A 17,526-nucleotide genomic window follows, 5' to 3' on the forward strand; every position below is an offset into this window, starting at 1 on the left:
TATTTGTAGCTCCTTAAAACTTAAACACAATATGGGATTACTTAAAAAAAATCCTTTCGGACATATACTTTTTGTAAAAAAATGGTTAATCAGAATCTTAGGTCTTTTAACACACAGACGCTATAGAGGCTTTAATGAGTTACAAATTGAAGGTTCTGAAATTATAAGACAATTACCAGACACAAACGTTTTATTTATATCAAATCATCAAACCTATTTTGCAGACGTTATTGCTATGTTTCATGTATTTAATGCTGCATTATCAAACAGACAAGATAATATTAAGAATGTAGGATATTTATGGAATCCTAAGCTAAACATGTATTATGTGGCAGCAAAAGAGACCATGAAATCTGGTTTAATACCAAAGATTTTTGCTTATACAGGATCTATAAGTATAGAGCGTACTTGGCGTAGTCAAGGAAAAGACGTTAATCGTCAAGTAAAAATGAGTGATATTTCTGCAATAAAACGTGCTTTAGATGATGGTTGGGTTGTTACATTTCCGCAAGGTACTACAACACCTTTTAAGCCTATTAGAAAAGGAACAGCTCATATTATAAAACACTACAAACCTGTGGTTGTACCTATTGTAATTGATGGTTTTAGAAGAAGTTTTGACAAAAAAGGACTAAGAATTAAAAAGAAAAACGTCTATCAAACTTTTGAAATTAAAGAACCTTTAAAAATTGATTACGAAAACGAAAGTATCCAAGATATTGTTGAAAAAATAGAATACGCTATAGAGCAACATCCTTCATTTTTAAAAGTAATCCCAGAGAAAGAATTACTTGCTCAAGAAGAGCTTAATAAGCAACGTGAATTTTTAAATGAATAATATATATAGCATTTATTATTCAATGTTGATTAAACTTCCATTTTCTTTAGTTCTTTATAATTTCTATTTAATCGTCTAAGGATAATACCATAGATTAGATTATAGATAAACCAAACAACACCAGCAAATAAGAGCGTAAAAAGAAAAATACCTCCAATAAGTTTTAAAATTTGAAAGTTTGTCAAATGTTCTAAATCTATCTCACTAGAGTTTGTTTTGATGGCTTTATACATAAAGTAAGGGACTAAAATAACAATGAAAGTTAGATTATATAAAACATAGTATTTTACTATTTTTCTTGTTCTTAAAATACTTTTCATTAATTTTTTTGTGTCATCAACGACTGTAATAGATTTATAAGATCTAAAGAGTAAAATAACAAAAAGAATTATTACAACGTATGATAGAACTTCAATACTTTGATTAAGAAGGCTATCATTATATACTTTATTAAAATGCTGTCTGTAACTTTTTGAAAAAACAAAAGGTAATACATTAACACTAATCAAGAAAATTAACTCAGCAATGCTTATGTAAAATAGTTTTTTTACAAGACTTGACGACTTTTTATGTAACATGGCATATAAATCACTACTTGATTTTTTTTCAAAAGTGTTATTGTTTTTTTGCCAATCTTTCTTTAATAATTCTAATTCATCCATGTTTTACGGATTTAAAATGGTTTTTAGCTTTTTTTTCACTCTATTCATTTTCACTCTGGCATTAACTTCGCTAATTCCTAAGGTCTCACTAATTTCTCGGTAATCTTTATCCTCTAGATATAAAAATACTAGAGCTTTTTCAATGTCATTTAATTGGTGTACAGCTTGATACATTAATTTTAATTGTTCTTCTTCTGTGCTGTCATATTCTTCTGCACTAATTTTAAATTGTATAGCATCAAATTCTTGCGTTTTTATACGACGTTTAGATTTACGATACAATGTAATTGCTGTATTTAAACCAACTCTATACATCCAAGTTGTAAATTTACTATCACCTCTAAACTTCGGGAAGGCTTTCCATAGTTGTATGGTAATCTCCTGAAATAAGTCGTTGTGTGCATCATAATTATTAGTGTAAAGTCTACAGACTTTGTGCACAATATTTTGATGCTTTTCTAGTAATTCTACAAAATTATGTTCTGATGGTTTATCCAATATCTTTTAGTTAGTTGTACTTATTTGTAGCTTAAATAAAGAAGATGTTACACAAAATTAGAATTATTTTTTGCGTAGCTACAATTCGTCATAAAAAAATAACAGTTCGGTATTTCAATTTTTAAAAACCTAAACTCTTGATAGATATTTGCCTTGTAATTAAAACACAAACCATGTTTAAACTCGTATTAATAATTGTAATGGCTGTAACAGGACAAGTAAAAGGTCTAGACAAACCTTCAGTAGCAAAAGCAGATAAAACACCTATTTTTACTACCTTTAATCCATATCAAGACACTAATTTGTATAGCAAAAATAAGTGCTTATTAACTTTAGAAACTAACAAAAAATAGGATGATTAAATTTTTAAAAGAAACCGCTAAAGCCTTTTCAATTGGTGTTCTAGTCTTTTTAATTAGAGGCATATTTATATTGGCTAATGGTAACACATTAGATTTTAACCAAGATTTAGCTTTAGATTTTTTTTATAATCAATTATTTGCAGTGTCATTATACTTAACCAACGCCTATTTTGTAACGTACATGATGAATAAGTATAAGCAAGACTTATTTAAACTTAATCGTCTTTTAGTTGCTTTATTGTCTTCAGTATTTATATCATTAGCAACCATTTTTATACTTAGATTTTTAATAATAGTTTACGGGTATAACCAAGATGCTACATCGTTTTTACAAAATGAGAAAGTAGTTTTTTATTGGATGTCTTTAACTATATCTGTAGTCATAACAGCTATATTTTATACGGTTTACTATATAAAATCTAAACAAGAAACTAAGGTAAAAGAGCAAAAAGTAATTGCAGGAACAGCAAGTGCTAAGTTTGATGCCTTAAAAAACCAATTAGATCCACATTTTTTATTTAACAGCTTAAATGTATTAACCAGTTTAATTGAAGAAAACCCAGACAAAGCACAGCAATTTACAACCAGTTTATCAAAAGTATATAGATATGTTTTAGAGCAGAAAAATAAAGAATTAGTGACAGTAGACGAAGAGTTAAAGTTTGCAAAAACCTACATGTCTTTATTAAAAAACAGATTTGAAGACAGTATAATTTTTGAAATACCAGAACAAGCACAAAACCCAGAAAGTAAGGTAGTGCCACTATCACTACAGCTATTATTAGAAAATGCAGTAAAGCATAATGTAGTAACAAGTAGTAAACCCTTACACATTAAAATATTTGAAAGCAACGGAAATTTAGTTGTAAAAAATAATCTACAACCCAAAAAAATATTAAAAAAGAGTAGTGGTGTTGGATTAGCAAACATTAGACAACGCTACCAATTATTAACAAATAAAAAAGTAATCATCAATCAAGAAGCAAACAGTTTTGCAGTTGCATTACCAATGCTTACAAAACAAGTATCAGTTATGAGACAACAACAATTATCACAATCAAAAATGCTTGACAGTTATGCACGAGCAAGACAACACGTAGAAGAACTAAAAGGGTTTTATTTTAGCCTAGCAGCTTACTGTATTGTTATACCAAGTTTATACTTTATTTGGTACAAATTTACACCATTTACAATTCAATGGTTTTGGTTTCCTATGATAGGTTGGGGATTTGGACTAACAGCACAAGCCTTTAGAGTATTTGTAAATAATGGCAAATTTGGACGCAGCTGGGAACAAAGAAAAATAGACCAATTTATGAGAGAAGAAGAACAAGAAAAACGTTGGAATTAATAACAAAATAACATTAAAAATCATGAGAAATACAGATATACAACCTTACGAAGATAATTTTTCTAGAAAAGAATTTTTAAAAGAAGAAGCCTACCAAAGAGCTAAAGAAAAAGTAAAGAAAATAGTAGGATTTTATTGGCATTTAGCGGTATACATCGTAGTAAACATATTTATTATTTTAGCAATTGTATTAAATGGCGGATCCTTATGGCATTTTGGTACGTTATCAACACCATTATTTTGGGGAATAGGTTTATTTTTTCATTTCCTAGGAGTTTTTGGACCTAGAGTATTTTTTGGAAAAGATTGGGAACAAAGAAAAATTAAAGAGTTTATGGATAAAGAAGAGTCTATGTGGGAATAGTTAGTTTTCAGTAAGCAGTAAGCAGTAAGCAGTAAGCAGTAAGCAGTAAGCAGTAAGCAGTTTATTACTTCTGTTGCCAATAATCAACCATTCATAAAAAAATAAAAATGAAAGTTATAATTATAGAAGACGAAAAACCATCAGCAAGACGATTGCAACGTATGCTAGCCAACCTAAATGTAGAAGCTACAACGCTTTTACATTCTGTAGAAGAGTCTATTAATTGGTTTAAAAACAATACACATCCAGATTTGATATTCTTAGACATACAATTAAGTGATGGTTTATCGTTTGAAATTTTTGAAACCATAGAGATTAATTCTGCTATAATATTTACAACCGCTTATGATGAGTACGCATTACAAGCCTTCAAGCTTAACAGTATTGACTATTTACTTAAACCAATTGACGCAGAAGATTTAGAACAAGCAGTACAAAAATATAAGTCAAGATTACCACAAAAAACTAATATGTCTTTAGATTTTGAAGACATAAAAAAACTATTAGTCAATCCAATTGATAGAGTATATAAAAAACGTTTTTCTATAAAAGTTGGACAACATATTAAGCTTGTAAATACAGATGAAATTGAATGTTTTTACAGCGAAAATAAAGGCACATACTTACATACTACAGATAATAGAAACTATTTGTTAGAAAACACTTTAGAAGCTTTAGAAGAAGAGATTGATCCAACACAGTTTTTTAGAGTAAATCGTAAGTTTTATGTAAACATAGGAGCTATTAAAGACATTATAAGTTATACCAATTCCAGGTTACAAATTAAGTTAAATTCTTACAATGAAAATGATGTAATTGTAGCTAGAGAACGTGTTAAAGATTTTAAGGAATGGTTAGATTAACTATTCCTTTTTTTCTTCTTCAATACGGTTATCATCAAAAGCACTTGGCAATAATTTAGGTATAAACTTAACCACAATTGGTAATAATAACGCGCCGCCAGGTAATAAAAATATAGCAAGACTTGGTATAGATTTAAAAATGTCTAATAACTGGTCTTGTACTTTTTTTTGTTCTTCTTTAGAAAGGTCTCTTATAGTAGATTGAGATAATAATAGCAGTAACTCTTTACTCTCTTTAAGTTCTTTAGTTAGACGTTTCCCGTTTCTTTTAATTAACTTTAAAACAAAACTTGTAGAGTTATCGTAAAATGTTTTTACTATGTTTTTTGATCCTAAAAGCGGTACTTCTTCTTTAAATTTTTTATAAAAACTTGCTATGCTACTAGATGCTTGGTGTACATGCAGGTTGCTTAAATTTAATTGTTTACCTAAATCAGATAAAAAAAGTTCTTCATCACTATCAATTTTAGCATCTGTCCAAGTTGCCATAGCAGCCATATCTAAACAATATTTTGCAAAAATTTCGGTTTCTACTTTAGCTATTGCTAGATTGTAGTCTAATACTTTTTCATGTTCGTATCTTGCAGATTGCTCAAAAAGATCAATTAAATTTTCATCATAATCTGACTTGTGTTTTTTTGCATTAAGTGTATTAATAACAATACTTTCTATAATAATTTCATGATCTCTTAAAAAATCATCACTAATACTTTTGTCTTGTAAGTAAACTCTAAAAGCAATAATATCTATAAAAAGTAAGGCGTTGGTTACAAAGTAGTTAAAGCTTTTGTCTATTAGATTGTCATCAATTTGTATACGCTTATTAATAATCCTTTCAACACTATCCTCTTTATCTTTATTACCAATAAAAATATTTAAAAACGAAGATCTTTTTTTGTTTAAAGCATTGTAAAATGCATCAACATCTGTGTAAAAATCATTTTCACTTTCACTATTAATATGAATGATAAGTAATGCAATTACTAAGTTAATTTTGCAAAGTTCTTCACTTTCGTAATCGTTATTTTTGATAAGGTTAGCAACAATATCTACGTTGCTTCCGTAGATAAATCCGCAATGCCTAAACGCTTCGTAATAGTTTTCAAGACTCGTATTTTTTAAGACTATATTAGGGTTTAAGTCTCTTATTAATTTTTTTATCCAACCTGTAGCCGATGGGTTCATGCCTTAAAATAAATAGATGGTAAAGATATATTTTTAATCTGATTTTATCACTTCAAATTTTCTTTAACAAAATTTTAATAAAACCTTAAGTTAAATAATTGCGTAGGTAGTGTTGAGAACCAAAAATAATAATTAACAAAATCTCAGACATTATGAAAAATTTAAAACTAGTATTAGGAGTTAGCATTTTTGCAATTGCAGGCTACTTCTTTTTATCTGCAGACCATATTGATGCACCTGCAGTATCAGGTGGTACAAGTGATATCACAGATTTTTATGCCTTTCAGGGCGAAGATACAGACAATTTAGTATTTGCTGCAAATGTGCAGGGTTTACTTAGTCCATCAGCATCAGCAAGTGCTGCTTTTGATGAAAACGTTATGATAGAATTTAATATTGACAACACAGGAGACAATGTTGAAGACTTAGTAATACAAGCAGTACCAAGAGACGGAAAAATGTACTTTTTTGGACCATTTGCACCGTCTTCAACTGGGTTAAACAGTATGATTAATACTTCTGCAGATGTAACAGTTGTAGATATTACTTCTTACGGAAGCAATGCAATTGTTGAAACTAACGGAAACATTAAAGCTTTTGCAGGACCAAGAGACGATCCTTTCTTTATGGATTTTGCGCAATACGGAGAGATTATTGCAGGAAATGCTTCAGGTTTTAACGATCCAGGCACAGATACTTTTGCAGGAACAAATGTAATGTCTGTTGTTATTGAAGTACCAAAATCTTCTATTGGTGGCACAGGAACTATTAATACTTGGGTAGAAACTAAAACTAAACAATAATTAAACTTTTAAATTAAAAATTATGAAATCTATATATAAAATATTTAGCATCGCAGTATTTGCATTAGCTGCTGTTAGTTGTTCTAACGACGATGACTTTACTCAAATACCAACGCAACAAGAACCAGATTTTTCAGGGACGTATGCTCAAAACGATCAAATGGGTAGACCTGCAGTAAATACAGTATTTGTATCATCATCTTCTAAAGATATGTTTAATACAACTATTCCTACAGATCAAAATGCTGCGTTTCAATCTATGTTCGAAACAAACTTAACAGGTTTAAGTCCAGCATATGCAAATCCTGGTGATCAAAATGCATTAGGTTTAGATGCGCCAACATTTACTGGGTTATTAGCTACAGATGTACTTAATGTCTCATTAGATGGAACAACAACTTTCTTTGACGGGACTAACGTATTAACAGGTCGTGCTTTAGCAGACGATGTTATTTCAGTAGAACTACTACTTATCTTTGGTGGTGAAGATGGTACAGAAAACCCTTCGCTTTCAGATGATCATGTAGACGCAAATGATAAGCCGTTTTTAACGTCTTTTCCTTACTTAGCATCTCCTTGGTAGACTATTTTAATTAAGGAGTATTTCCCCAAAGTACTCCTTAATTTACCTACTTATTACAACAAACAAACTACAAAAAACAAAAACAATGAAAACCAATATTATATTATTACTATTTGCATTTGTCTTGGCAAGTAGTTGTAAAGAAAAACCTAGTAAGATTACTAAAACAGCAGATTACGAAATCTACATTACTAATCCAGACAATACGATATTAAGTAAAATAGAAGAAGATTATAGTTTTTGGAAAAACAAGTATAAAGAGACTCCAAACCAATATCCATATCTAGCTAAGTTAGCAGCTGCAGAAAGTAAGTTGTTTACAGCTACAGGAAATATAGATTATTTAAAAAAAGCTGAAGAAAATCTTTTAGAGGTAAATAAAATTACCAAATACAACAATGCAGGCTATTTACGAAGCTTAGCAAGAAATTACATTTCTCAACACAAATTTAAAGAAGCTTTAGACGTATTAAAAAAAGCTGAAATTAATGGAGAAAACCTTGAAGGAACTCAAAAAATGCTTTTTGATGTGCACATGGAACTTGGTAATTACGCTCAAGCAAAAGATAATTTAACTAAAGTTAAAGACTTAAACGACTTTGGTTATTTAATTAGATTGTCAAAATGGAGTGACTATAAAGGAGACTTATCTTCTGCAATTAAATATCTAGAAAAAGCACAAACTATTGCAGAATCCTCTCAATTAAACGAAATTAAACAATGGACATATACTAATCTAGCCGATTTTTATGGTCATGATGGTCAAATAGAAAACTCTTATAATAATTATTTAAAAGCATTACAATTAAACCCAGATAATGCTTACGCAAAAAAAGGAATAGCTTGGATTGTTTACGCACATGAAAATAATCCTGAAGAGGCTAAAAGAATCTTAGAAAAGATTGAAAAACAGCATCAATCTCCAGATTACTATTTGTTTAAAGCAGAGTTAGCTGAATTTGAAGGTGATACAGTACAAAAAAATAAGTATTTCAAAATTTATTTAGATAGTGTAAACAATCCTAAATACGGAGATATGTATAACGTGCATACTTCTAAATTGTTAGCGGATGTTAATAGCGAAAAAGCTGTAGAGTTAGCTAAAATAGAAGTACAAAATAGACCAACACCAATGTCTTACGATTTATTAGCTTGGAGCTATTTTAACACAGGTAAAAAAGAAAAAGCTTTAGAAATTATTGATACTTTTGTAGCTAATAAAACCTTTGAACCAGAAGCACAATACCACATGGCGAAAATCTACAAAGCTAACGGAAAAACAGACAAAGTAGCAGCTTTAAAAAAAGAACTACTAGCTAGTAGTTACGAGCTTGGACCTGTAACCACAAAACAGGTGTCACAACTATAAACTACCAACAACTAATCTTATGAAAAAATTATTATTACTATTTGTAATGATAGGAACAACTATGTCCTTATCTGCACAAATTAAAGGAACAGTTGTAAGCAACAATCAACCTATTGAAGACGCTTATATTTACAATCAAACGTCAAAAAGTCATTCGCATTCAAATCAGTTAGGTCAATTTGAAATTAGTAATACTAACGTTGGTGACGTAATACTAATAGGACTTTTAGGTTACGAAAAACAAGAAGTAACCTTAACAGATAATTTAATTGCTAATCTAGTTATAGATTTAAAACCAAAAGCGTTTATGTTAGACGAGTTGGTATTATCACAACCAACAGATGTTTTAAGTAGCATTGTTCAAATAGATTTAGAAACCAATCCGATTAACTCTTCTCAAGAAATTTTAAGAAAAGTGCCAGGATTAATCATCGGTCAACATGCTGGTGGCGGAAAAGCAGAACAATTATTTTTACGTGGTTTTGATGTAGATCATGGTACAGATGTAGCATTGTCTGTAGATGGTATGCCAGTAAATATGGTATCTCACGCACACGGACAAGGTTATAGTGATTTACACTTCTTAATACCAGAAACTATAGAAAAAATAAACTTTGGTAAAGGTCCGTATTACTCAGATCATGGAGATTTTAATACTGCAGGTTTTGTAGATTTTAGAACTAAAAGCAGCTTAGATAACAGTACTATTAGCTTTACAGCAGGACAGTTTAACACTTTACGTACTTTAGGTATGTTTAATCTTTTAGAAAACAAAGCATCTCAAAATGCATATGTAGCATTAGAATATATAGAAACAGATGGACCTTTTGAGTCACCTCAAAATTTTGACAGATTAAACCTTATGGGTAAATATAATGCGTATTTAAACAATAATTCAAAATTAGGATTAACGGTTAGTCATTTTACAAGTAAATGGGATGCATCAGGTCAAATTCCTGTTAGAGAAGTTAACAATGGTAATATTTCCAATTTTGGTGCTATAGATGATACAGAAGGAGGATATACAAGTAGAAGCAATGCTAATGTACAATTTAGTACCATATTAGATAATGATATTGCTATGCAAAGTAATGTGTTTTACTCTAAATATAATTTCGAATTATACTCAAACTTCACCTTCTTTTTAGAAGATCCTGTTAACGGTGATCAAATTAAACAAAAAGAAAACCGTGATATTTTTGGATTAAACACGCAGTTTAATAAAGAAGTTAATTACAATTCTTTTGATGTAAATTATACAGCTGGTTTAGGATTACGTTTTGACGATATTAAAGATATAGAGCTATCACACACATTAAATAGAAAGACAACTTTAGATTACATCCAATTAGGAGATGTGTATCAACGTAATATGAATGCTTTTGTTAATGCCGAAATTGACTTAGGAAAATTTAGCATCACTCCAGGATTAAGGTTAGAGTATTTCAACTTTCAATATAATAATAAGTTAAGTGAAACTTACGATTTACAAACCAATACAGAAGTAGCTGTATTGCCTAAACTTAATTTTCAATTTAATCAAAACGAAAATTTACAATGGTTTTTAAAATCAGGAATAGGATTCCATTCTAACGACGCCAGAATTGTATTAAATAACGAAGTAGATAAAGCGTTACCAAAAGCGTATGGTGTAGATTTTGGAAATATCTGGAAACCAACACAAAAAATTGTACTTAATACAACATTATGGTACTTGTTTTCTGAAGAAGAATTTGTTTACGTTGGTGATGCCGGGATTGTAGAACCAAGTGGAGAATCTGAACGTTACGGATTAGATCTAGGTGTAAGATTTCAGTTAAATGATTATTTCTATTTTAATACAGATGCAACGTTTACAAAAGCGAGAAGTCTAGAAGCTGAAGATGGAGAAGATTATATACCATTAGCGCCAGATTTTACTTTAGTTGGTGGATTATCGGTTAAAGATTTTTATAAGTTTTCTGGAGCAATTAACTACAGATATATTGATGATAGACCTGCAAACGAAGATAATAGCGTAGCTGCAGAAGGATATTTTGTAACGGATTTTAACTTAAACTATAGCTTTAATAAACACTGGAAATTAGGTGTTATTATTGAAAATTTATTTGATACAGACTGGAAAGAAACTCAGTTTTTAACCGAGTCTAGATTACAAAATGAAGTTGCACCTGTTGAAGAAATTCACTTTACACCAGGTACGCCATTCAACTTTAGAACAACATTAAGTTATTCTTTTTAAAAAAAGAATAAAAAAATAAAACCTTGCTATTCATAATTACGTAAATATGTTAGCTATCGATTTAAGGGAATTGATATAAAGAACTAACAAATAGGTTAATGCTATGAAAAAGTAAGGTTTGTTTTTTGTTAGTTTGTAGGAAATGTCTAATTGGTTTATACTTTTTAGGCATTTCTTTTTTTAACTATGTTGTTTAAGTAGCTATAAATAATTACGTTAACTATGTGTATTTAATATTAGCTTCAAACAATTAAATTTTGAAATAAGGAATGATGAGGTTTTTTATTCTATTCAAGAATATAAATTGGTAGTAAAAAATAGAAAATAAAAAAAGCACTTCATTTAAGAAGTGCTTTTTTTATATGTATTTAAAATATTAGTTAGAGGCTAAGGCACCTAACGTATATAATTGCTCTAATGTAGGCGATTGGCTACCGCCAGCAGGCTCTAAGGTAATACCAAATGCTTGAGATTTGTTGGCATTATCTAGCTTAAATATCTTATTATCATCCTGCATAAAATCGTCTATTGTACCTAAACTTGTTGGTGTAAGCGGATCTAATAATAAAGACCAAACTTGGTATACTTTTCCTTCTGGAGGCTCAGGTAGACCTTGTAAGTCTAAATAGATTTGATCATTATTTTCATCCCAATAAACTGTTGCATAAGCATCAGGATAAGCTGCTTGACCTTCTAAAGGTACCTTAATTATGTTTCTATCTCTTATTACGTTAAGCAGATTTTTAGTTTCGGCTAACTTAGATTTAGAGTCTTCTATTTGAATTTCTAAAAATTCTTTTTCTGTGTTTATTGTAGTTACCTCGGTTTCTAATTGCTGTTTTTGGTTTAAGGTCCACAATAAGCCAGCACCAACTATTACTGCAGCTGCCCAACCTGTGTAAGTAAACCAATTTCTGTTTTTCTCTTTTGGTAACTGTATAACTTTATCGTTACTGTTTCTTAAATGCGCTTTAATAGTGCTATAAGCAACAGGTTGCTCTGGAGCTATGCTATTAGATAATTTTATAAATGCAGCTTCTATTTGTAATACTTCCTGTAAAACTTCTGGATGTTTAAGCATTAAGTCATAAACCTCCTTGTTTTCTTTTTCAGAAAGTTGTCCTGCAACATAAAGTTCTAATATTCCAGATTGTATGTATTCGTTAATATTCATTTTATAATACTGAATCTCTTAGTTCTTGGATACAATTTCTATTTCTTGTTTTTATTGTGCCTATTGGCATATCAAGCTCTTCTGAAGCTTCTTTTTGGGTATAACCTTTAAAGTAAAGTAGCTCTATAATCTTAACACATTTTTCTGCTAGTTTATCTACAAACTTTTTTATACCAATAGCATCAGTCTTACTTCCTAAGTTATCTGATGAGTGTATTATATCTACGAAATAATCTGAGTTAAGGTTTTTGCTAGATTTTTTAAAAGCTTTAGATCTAGTTTTGTCTATTGCAGCGTTGCGAGATATATTTAAAAGCCAAGTAAAAAATCTACCTTTACTAGAGTTGTAACTATCTGCTTTTTCCCATGCTTTTATAAAGACGTCTTGCATGACTTCTTCAGCTATTTCATTGTCTCTAACAATGTTATAAATAACTCCATGCATGCTTTGACTGTACATATTATAGAGTTTTTCAAAAGCTTTTTCGTCTTTCTTTTGAAATTGAGATACTAAGTATTCTAATTGCATATAAGGGTTTGATGTATTTTTTAAATATAAGGATAAATGATAAAATAAAAAATCGCCCGAGAGCGATTTTTTATAATTGAGTTTCTATTTGTATTTAAGCTTATTTTTCTCTTAAATAAGTTTCAATTTGTATTGCAACATCTTCCCATGTTTTACTTACTCCATCTGCGCCTTTATGAAGGTCAAAACAAACTTTGTTAAGTGCGTTTAAGGCTTCAATAGCATTCCAATTATTTAAGTCCATAGTACCTTTTAACGTTACTCGTCTTTCATCTTCTATACCAACTTCTAATGGTAAATCATGGGTTACACCATTCATTGTTAAGCTTGCTACATATTTAGAATCTTTGTACTTTAATGTTCCAGATATCAAATCTGTATCTATCATTGAACCAAAAAATGAGTTTTTAATTTTAGCATCTCTTGTATTTGTAGCATCATTTGTAAAAAGGCTACTTACAGGAATAGAGAAGCTTAAGTTATTTAATGCTTCTTCTGGAGTTGCACCAGATTTATTATCAAATTTTACGGTTGTAAACTCTCCATTAACTCCAACTTTGTCTGTTGTTTTATAAGCAGTCCATTTAACAGAAGTAGCTTCTGGTTTTACAACAAACTGTTTAGTTGTTTTAACGTCTTCGGTTGTTGTGGTTTCTTTTTTTTCTTCTTTACAACTAACAAAAACACTTAATGTTATAGCTAATAGTAAAATTGAAATTTTTCTCATTTGTTTTATATTTATTTTGGTTATCTAATTATTCCTCCGCAACTAATTCTTCCTCCAGCTGCTCCTGTTGGTTGTGTTGTAAAATCATCTTCTCCTGAATGAACGATAATAGCTTTTCCTACTACATTTTTGGTGTCATCTTGGCATCCTACACACCACAAATCTGTTTTTAACGTAACAGTTGCTTTTCCGTTTTCATCAGCAGTTAAATTACCAATATCACCTTTATGAAAGCCGTCTGGGCTACCCCATTTTCCGTGAGAAGTTCCTGTAGGATTCCAATGACCACCGGTACTTTTTCCGTCGTCAGAAGAGCAATCCGCTTTTTCGTGTATGTGAATGGCATGCGTACCAGGCTCTAAACCGCTTAACATGGCTGTAAACTCTACAACACCATTAGTTTCTGTAAAAACAGCAGATCCAGAAACATTACTACCGCTTTTAGGTTCTAAATTTAGTTTTACTTTTTTAGACGTTTCAGCTACTGTTTTTTCTGTGTCCATTTTCTTTTTATCTTCTTTACATCCAACAAAAACTGCTAAGGTTAATGTTAGTGTAATAAGGCTTATCTTTTTCATATTATATTAAATTTTATGGTTAGACATAGAAATTTAACTACTAAAAAGCCTTTTTGCAAATATCTATAGTTAATAATTCTTTAAAATAGTTTAATCTAAATTGAAGTTTTTAATGTTATCTAATGTTTTTGTCATATTAATAGTTTGCATTTTTTGATAATATGGCTTAAAAGTATCTTCAAAAAACAAGTTAGTTGTTTTTAAAGCGGCTTCTAGATCTTTTTTAGCATGATTGATTAATTTTTTTTCTGTTTCTGTAATTCCGGTTTTTCTTGATCCAACATACCATCTAGCTTTACTTAACCTGTCTGTTACACTAACATCTAGCGTCATAGTTATACCTTGTCTTTTATCCTGCTTTCCAAGATAAATATCTAAAACTTCATCTATTTTCTTTATAATATCTTTAGATGTTTTGATGTCTTCTTTGTATTTATCTTTGTCTAAATCGGTAAGTTCTTTTTTATACTTTTCTGCTAATGCTTTGCTTTCTGCAAGCTGTTTTGTAGCGTCTGCAGCAACTTGTTGCATTTGTTCTAATTGCTTTAAAGTATTGTAAACTTCATTTATAGCTTCTTTAGAGACGTCTAATCTAGGATCTGATTTTACGGTGATAGTTGTTTCTGAAGTTTGATCACCATATTCTAAAACAGCTTTGTAAGTTCCTGGTTTTACATCAACTCCGCTAGGTTCTCTCTTTCTTTTTCTTGTTGAACGTGAAGGTCTATCTACACCTTTTTCATCCATATACCACGTCCATCTATGTAATCCTTTGTCTTTAGGCGCTTTTTGTTTTAAAGTCCTAATTAGTTTGTTATTATCATAGATTTTAAGTGAAATGGAATCCCATTTAATGACTTCTTTATTTTCCGTTTCTTGACTGTCTTTTTCAGAATCTTCTTTGTTTTCATCCTCTTTAGGGCTTTCTTCTTTTTTATCTTTTGGATTAATAAAGTAGCTAAAACGTGCTCCGCTACCACGATTTTCGCCATTAAACATAGCGTTTGCGCCAAAACGACTTCCCGTAGGTTGTTGGTATGCCGCTTGATAAGCGGTTGGAGGATTAAATAAAGTTATGGTTTCTGTAAGCGTGTTTTTATTTTTTGCAATTGCTCTTAACGGTCTAATATCATCTAATACCCAAGCAGCTCGACCAAAAGTACCAATAATTAAATCATGCTCACGTGGATGAATTACTAAGTCTTTTACAGACGTAGTAGGGAAGTTGTTAGTCCATTTGGTCCATTGGTTTCCTGCGTCTATCGAGATGTATAAACCGTCATCTGTACCTAAAAACATAAGGTTTGGTTCTTCTAAATCTTCAATTATAGCTAGTGCATAACTTTTTACATCGTTTTGATCTACAATACGTTGCCAAGTTTTTCCATAGTTTTTTGTTCTGTAAACATAAGGTGAATAGTTAAAACGTCTGTAGTCGTTCGCTACTAGCAATGCTTCACCTTTATTTTTATTACTAGCTTTTATTTGAGCAATCCAACTTCCTTTTGGTAATCCTGGTAAATTACTAGACACGTCATTGTAAGTTTCTCCTCCGTTTTGAGTGATATGAATTTTTCCATCATCAGTACCAACCCAAAACACATCTTTTTCTACTGGAGATGGTTCTATAACTAGTATAGTACAATGGTTTTCTGCACCTGTTGCATCCATAGTTAACCCACCACTTTCGTGTTGTTTTAATTTTTCAGGATCATTAGTGGTTAGGTCTGGTGAAATTACCTCCCAAGTTAAACCTTTGTCTGTAGATTTATGTACAAACTGACTTCCAAAATAAATCGTGCTATTATCAAAAGGATCGATATTTATGGCAGCATTCCAATTAAAACGAAGTCTTACATCTTTATCTGGATGTGTTGGTTGTACGGTATAATTATTACCTGTTTTCCAGTCGTAACGACTTACATATCCTTGTTGACTCATGGTCCATCCATATTGTGAGTTATCTCTATCAGGGATAACATCAAAACCATCTCCAAAACTTATTTCTTGCCAATAACTGTTACGAATACCTTGTGCTTTCCATACATATGCTGGTCCGCGCCATGATCCATTATCTTGCATTCCGCCATAAACGTTATATGGAAACTCATTATCTACATTAATATGATAAAATTGCGCCACAGGTAAGTTGCCAATAAAGCGCCAATTTTTTCCGCCATCTTTAGTAATATTCAATCCTCCATCATTACCATCGATCATAAAATTACCATTATCTGGATGTATCCACCATGCATGATGATCTGGATGTACACCGTTACTAGAACCATATGCTGGCATTAATTGATTAAAGTTTTTACCACCATCTTCACTTACATTTACATAGGTAAAAACAGAGTAAACACGGTTTTCGTTTTCTGGATCAACATAAATTTCAGAATAGTAAAAAGGTCTGTTACCAATATCAGATTTATCGTTTATTTTTTTCCATTTAAAACCACCATCTTCACTTTTGTAAAGTGCATTTTTTTTAGCTTCGACTAAAGCATAAATAACATTAGGTTTATTTTTAGCAATCGCAACACCAATACGACCTAATTCGCCTTTAGGGAAACCGTCTTCATCGGTTATTTTTTTCCAAGTTTCTCCACCATCATGGGTAATGTGCAAACCAGAACCTTCGCCACCAGATTTAAAAAACCAAGGATCGCGTTTATGTTCCCAAAGCGCAGCAATTAATTTGTTAGGGTTTGATGGATCCATTACTAAATCTGCAGCACCAGTTTTATTATTAGCAAATAAGATTTTTTTCCATGTTTTTCCGCCATCAATAGTTTTAAAAACACCACGTTCTGGATGTTCTCCCCATGGACTACCAATAGCAGCTACGTAAACAATATTAGGATTTGTAGGGTCTACAATTACACGATGGATATGTCTTGTTTTTTCCAATCCCATAAGTTGCCATGTTTTTCCGGCGTCTAAAGATTTATAAATACCATAACCGCCATTTAAACTGTTTCTAGGATTTCCTTCACCAGTTCCAACCCAAATCACGCTAGGATTTGATTGTTGGATAGCCACAGCACCAATAGATGCAGTCGCTTCTTTTTCAAAAATAGGTTCCCAATTTATGCCTCCAGAAGTAGATTTCCAAAGTCCACCAGAAGCAGTTCCAACATACATTACATCTGGGTTTTTATGTACAACATCTATAGCAGTTACACGACCAGACATGCCACCAGGACCAATATTTCTAGGTTTCATGTTTTTAAGTAAATCCAAGTTTATTTCTTGCGAAAAACCTGAAAACGAAATCATTAAGAATAGTAAAAGGGAAAGTTTTTTCATTATTAGTTAATTTAGTTTGCCTAAAGTTAAGCAACAAATTATTAAAAAGGTGTTAATGGATAAATTTTGACTTTAAAAAATCGTATTTT

The 17,526-nt window shown here is 30.8% G+C and carries 17 protein-coding genes; 9 read left to right on the forward strand and 8 right to left on the reverse strand.

Annotated features, from left to right (window positions below):
• The first annotated feature begins 31 nt into the window (after window positions 1–31).
• A complete protein-coding gene (locus H574_RS0100175) occupies window positions 32–838 on the forward strand; it encodes a lysophospholipid acyltransferase family protein (RefSeq protein WP_027878592.1) in 807 nt (268 codons plus the stop codon).
• 29 nt (window positions 839–867) lie between these two features.
• On the opposite strand, the gene H574_RS0100180 is transcribed toward H574_RS0100175, so the two are convergent.
• On the reverse strand, window positions 868–1,500 hold the full coding sequence (locus H574_RS0100180) for a hypothetical protein (protein WP_027878593.1): 633 nt from the start codon (window positions 1,498–1,500) through the stop codon (window positions 868–870).
• A 3-nt stretch (window positions 1,501–1,503) separates the two neighbouring features.
• The gene (locus H574_RS0100185) at window positions 1,504–1,998 is read right to left on the reverse strand and encodes an RNA polymerase sigma factor (protein ID WP_027878594.1); all 495 of its coding nucleotides are present in this window, start codon (window positions 1,996–1,998) and stop codon (window positions 1,504–1,506) included.
• A gap of 173 nt (window positions 1,999–2,171) precedes the next feature.
• On the opposite strand from H574_RS0100185, the gene H574_RS0100190 reads away from it, so the two are divergent.
• From H574_RS0100190 to H574_RS0100205, 4 genes are all read left to right on the forward strand, one after another.
• On the forward strand, window positions 2,172–2,351 hold the full coding sequence (locus H574_RS0100190; RefSeq protein ID WP_027878595.1) for a hypothetical protein: 180 nt from the start codon (window positions 2,172–2,174) through the stop codon (window positions 2,349–2,351).
• A gap of 1 nt (window position 2,352) precedes the next feature.
• Window positions 2,353–3,711 (forward strand): histidine kinase, encoded by a 1,359-nt coding sequence (locus H574_RS0100195; protein ID WP_027878596.1) that lies wholly within the window; start codon window positions 2,353–2,355, stop codon window positions 3,709–3,711.
• A gap of 22 nt (window positions 3,712–3,733) precedes the next feature.
• Window positions 3,734–4,075 carry a 2TM domain-containing protein gene (locus H574_RS0100200; RefSeq protein WP_027878597.1) on the forward strand — a complete coding sequence of 114 codons (342 nt, stop codon included), beginning with the start codon at window positions 3,734–3,736 and terminating at the stop codon, window positions 4,073–4,075.
• 107 nt (window positions 4,076–4,182) lie between these two features.
• On the forward strand, window positions 4,183–4,938 hold the full coding sequence (locus H574_RS0100205; protein WP_027878598.1) for a LytR/AlgR family response regulator transcription factor: 756 nt from the start codon (window positions 4,183–4,185) through the stop codon (window positions 4,936–4,938).
• Here H574_RS0100205 and H574_RS0100210 read toward each other — a convergent pair whose 3' ends face one another.
• A complete protein-coding gene (locus H574_RS0100210) occupies window positions 4,939–6,123 on the reverse strand; it encodes an LETM1-related biofilm-associated protein (protein ID WP_027878599.1) in 1,185 nt (394 codons plus the stop codon).
• Between the two features lie 152 nt (window positions 6,124–6,275).
• Here H574_RS0100210 and H574_RS14825 point away from each other — a divergent pair, with 152 nt between their 5' ends.
• The 4 genes from H574_RS14825 to H574_RS0100230 all read left to right on the forward strand — a co-directional run bounded on the left by H574_RS14825 (window position 6,276) and on the right by H574_RS0100230 (window position 11,120).
• On the forward strand, window positions 6,276–6,926 hold the full coding sequence (locus H574_RS14825; RefSeq protein ID WP_027878600.1) for a DUF4331 family protein: 651 nt from the start codon (window positions 6,276–6,278) through the stop codon (window positions 6,924–6,926).
• Window positions 6,927–6,948: 22 nt separating this feature from the next.
• On the forward strand, window positions 6,949–7,509 hold the full coding sequence (locus H574_RS14830) for a DUF4331 family protein (RefSeq protein ID WP_027878601.1): 561 nt from the start codon (window positions 6,949–6,951) through the stop codon (window positions 7,507–7,509).
• A gap of 85 nt (window positions 7,510–7,594) precedes the next feature.
• Window positions 7,595–8,878 (forward strand): tetratricopeptide repeat protein, encoded by a 1,284-nt coding sequence (locus H574_RS0100225; protein ID WP_027878602.1) that lies wholly within the window; start codon window positions 7,595–7,597, stop codon window positions 8,876–8,878.
• A gap of 19 nt (window positions 8,879–8,897) precedes the next feature.
• Entirely contained in the window at window positions 8,898–11,120 is a 2,223-nt protein-coding gene (locus H574_RS0100230; protein WP_027878603.1) for a TonB-dependent receptor, read from the forward strand.
• Between the two features lie 376 nt (window positions 11,121–11,496).
• Here H574_RS0100230 and H574_RS0100235 read toward each other — a convergent pair whose 3' ends face one another.
• The 5 genes from H574_RS0100235 to H574_RS0100255 all read right to left on the reverse strand — a co-directional run bounded on the left by H574_RS0100235 (window position 11,497) and on the right by H574_RS0100255 (window position 17,437).
• Window positions 11,497–12,294, reverse strand: coding sequence for an anti-sigma factor (locus tag H574_RS0100235; protein WP_027878604.1), 798 nt, complete (start codon window positions 12,292–12,294; stop codon window positions 11,497–11,499).
• Window position 12,295: 1 nt separating this feature from the next.
• On the reverse strand, window positions 12,296–12,823 hold the full coding sequence (locus tag H574_RS0100240) for an RNA polymerase sigma factor (RefSeq protein ID WP_027878605.1): 528 nt from the start codon (window positions 12,821–12,823) through the stop codon (window positions 12,296–12,298).
• Window positions 12,824–12,923: 100 nt separating this feature from the next.
• Window positions 12,924–13,550: a YceI family protein gene (locus H574_RS0100245; protein ID WP_027878606.1), complete on the reverse strand. Its 627-nt coding sequence runs from the start codon at window positions 13,548–13,550 to the stop codon at window positions 12,924–12,926.
• Window positions 13,551–13,570: 20 nt separating this feature from the next.
• Window positions 13,571–14,128 carry a superoxide dismutase family protein gene (locus H574_RS0100250; protein ID WP_027878607.1) on the reverse strand — a complete coding sequence of 186 codons (558 nt, stop codon included), beginning with the start codon at window positions 14,126–14,128 and terminating at the stop codon, window positions 13,571–13,573.
• Window positions 14,129–14,218: 90 nt separating this feature from the next.
• Window positions 14,219–17,437, reverse strand: a complete 3,219-nt coding sequence (locus H574_RS0100255) for a VPS10 domain-containing protein (protein WP_027878608.1) — start codon at window positions 17,435–17,437, stop codon at window positions 14,219–14,221.
• Window positions 17,438–17,526 lie beyond the last annotated feature (89 nt).

The sequence above is a fragment of the Mesoflavibacter zeaxanthinifaciens DSM 18436 genome (genome assembly GCF_000422365.1).
GTDB lineage: Bacteria > Bacteroidota > Bacteroidia > Flavobacteriales > Flavobacteriaceae > Mesoflavibacter > Mesoflavibacter zeaxanthinifaciens.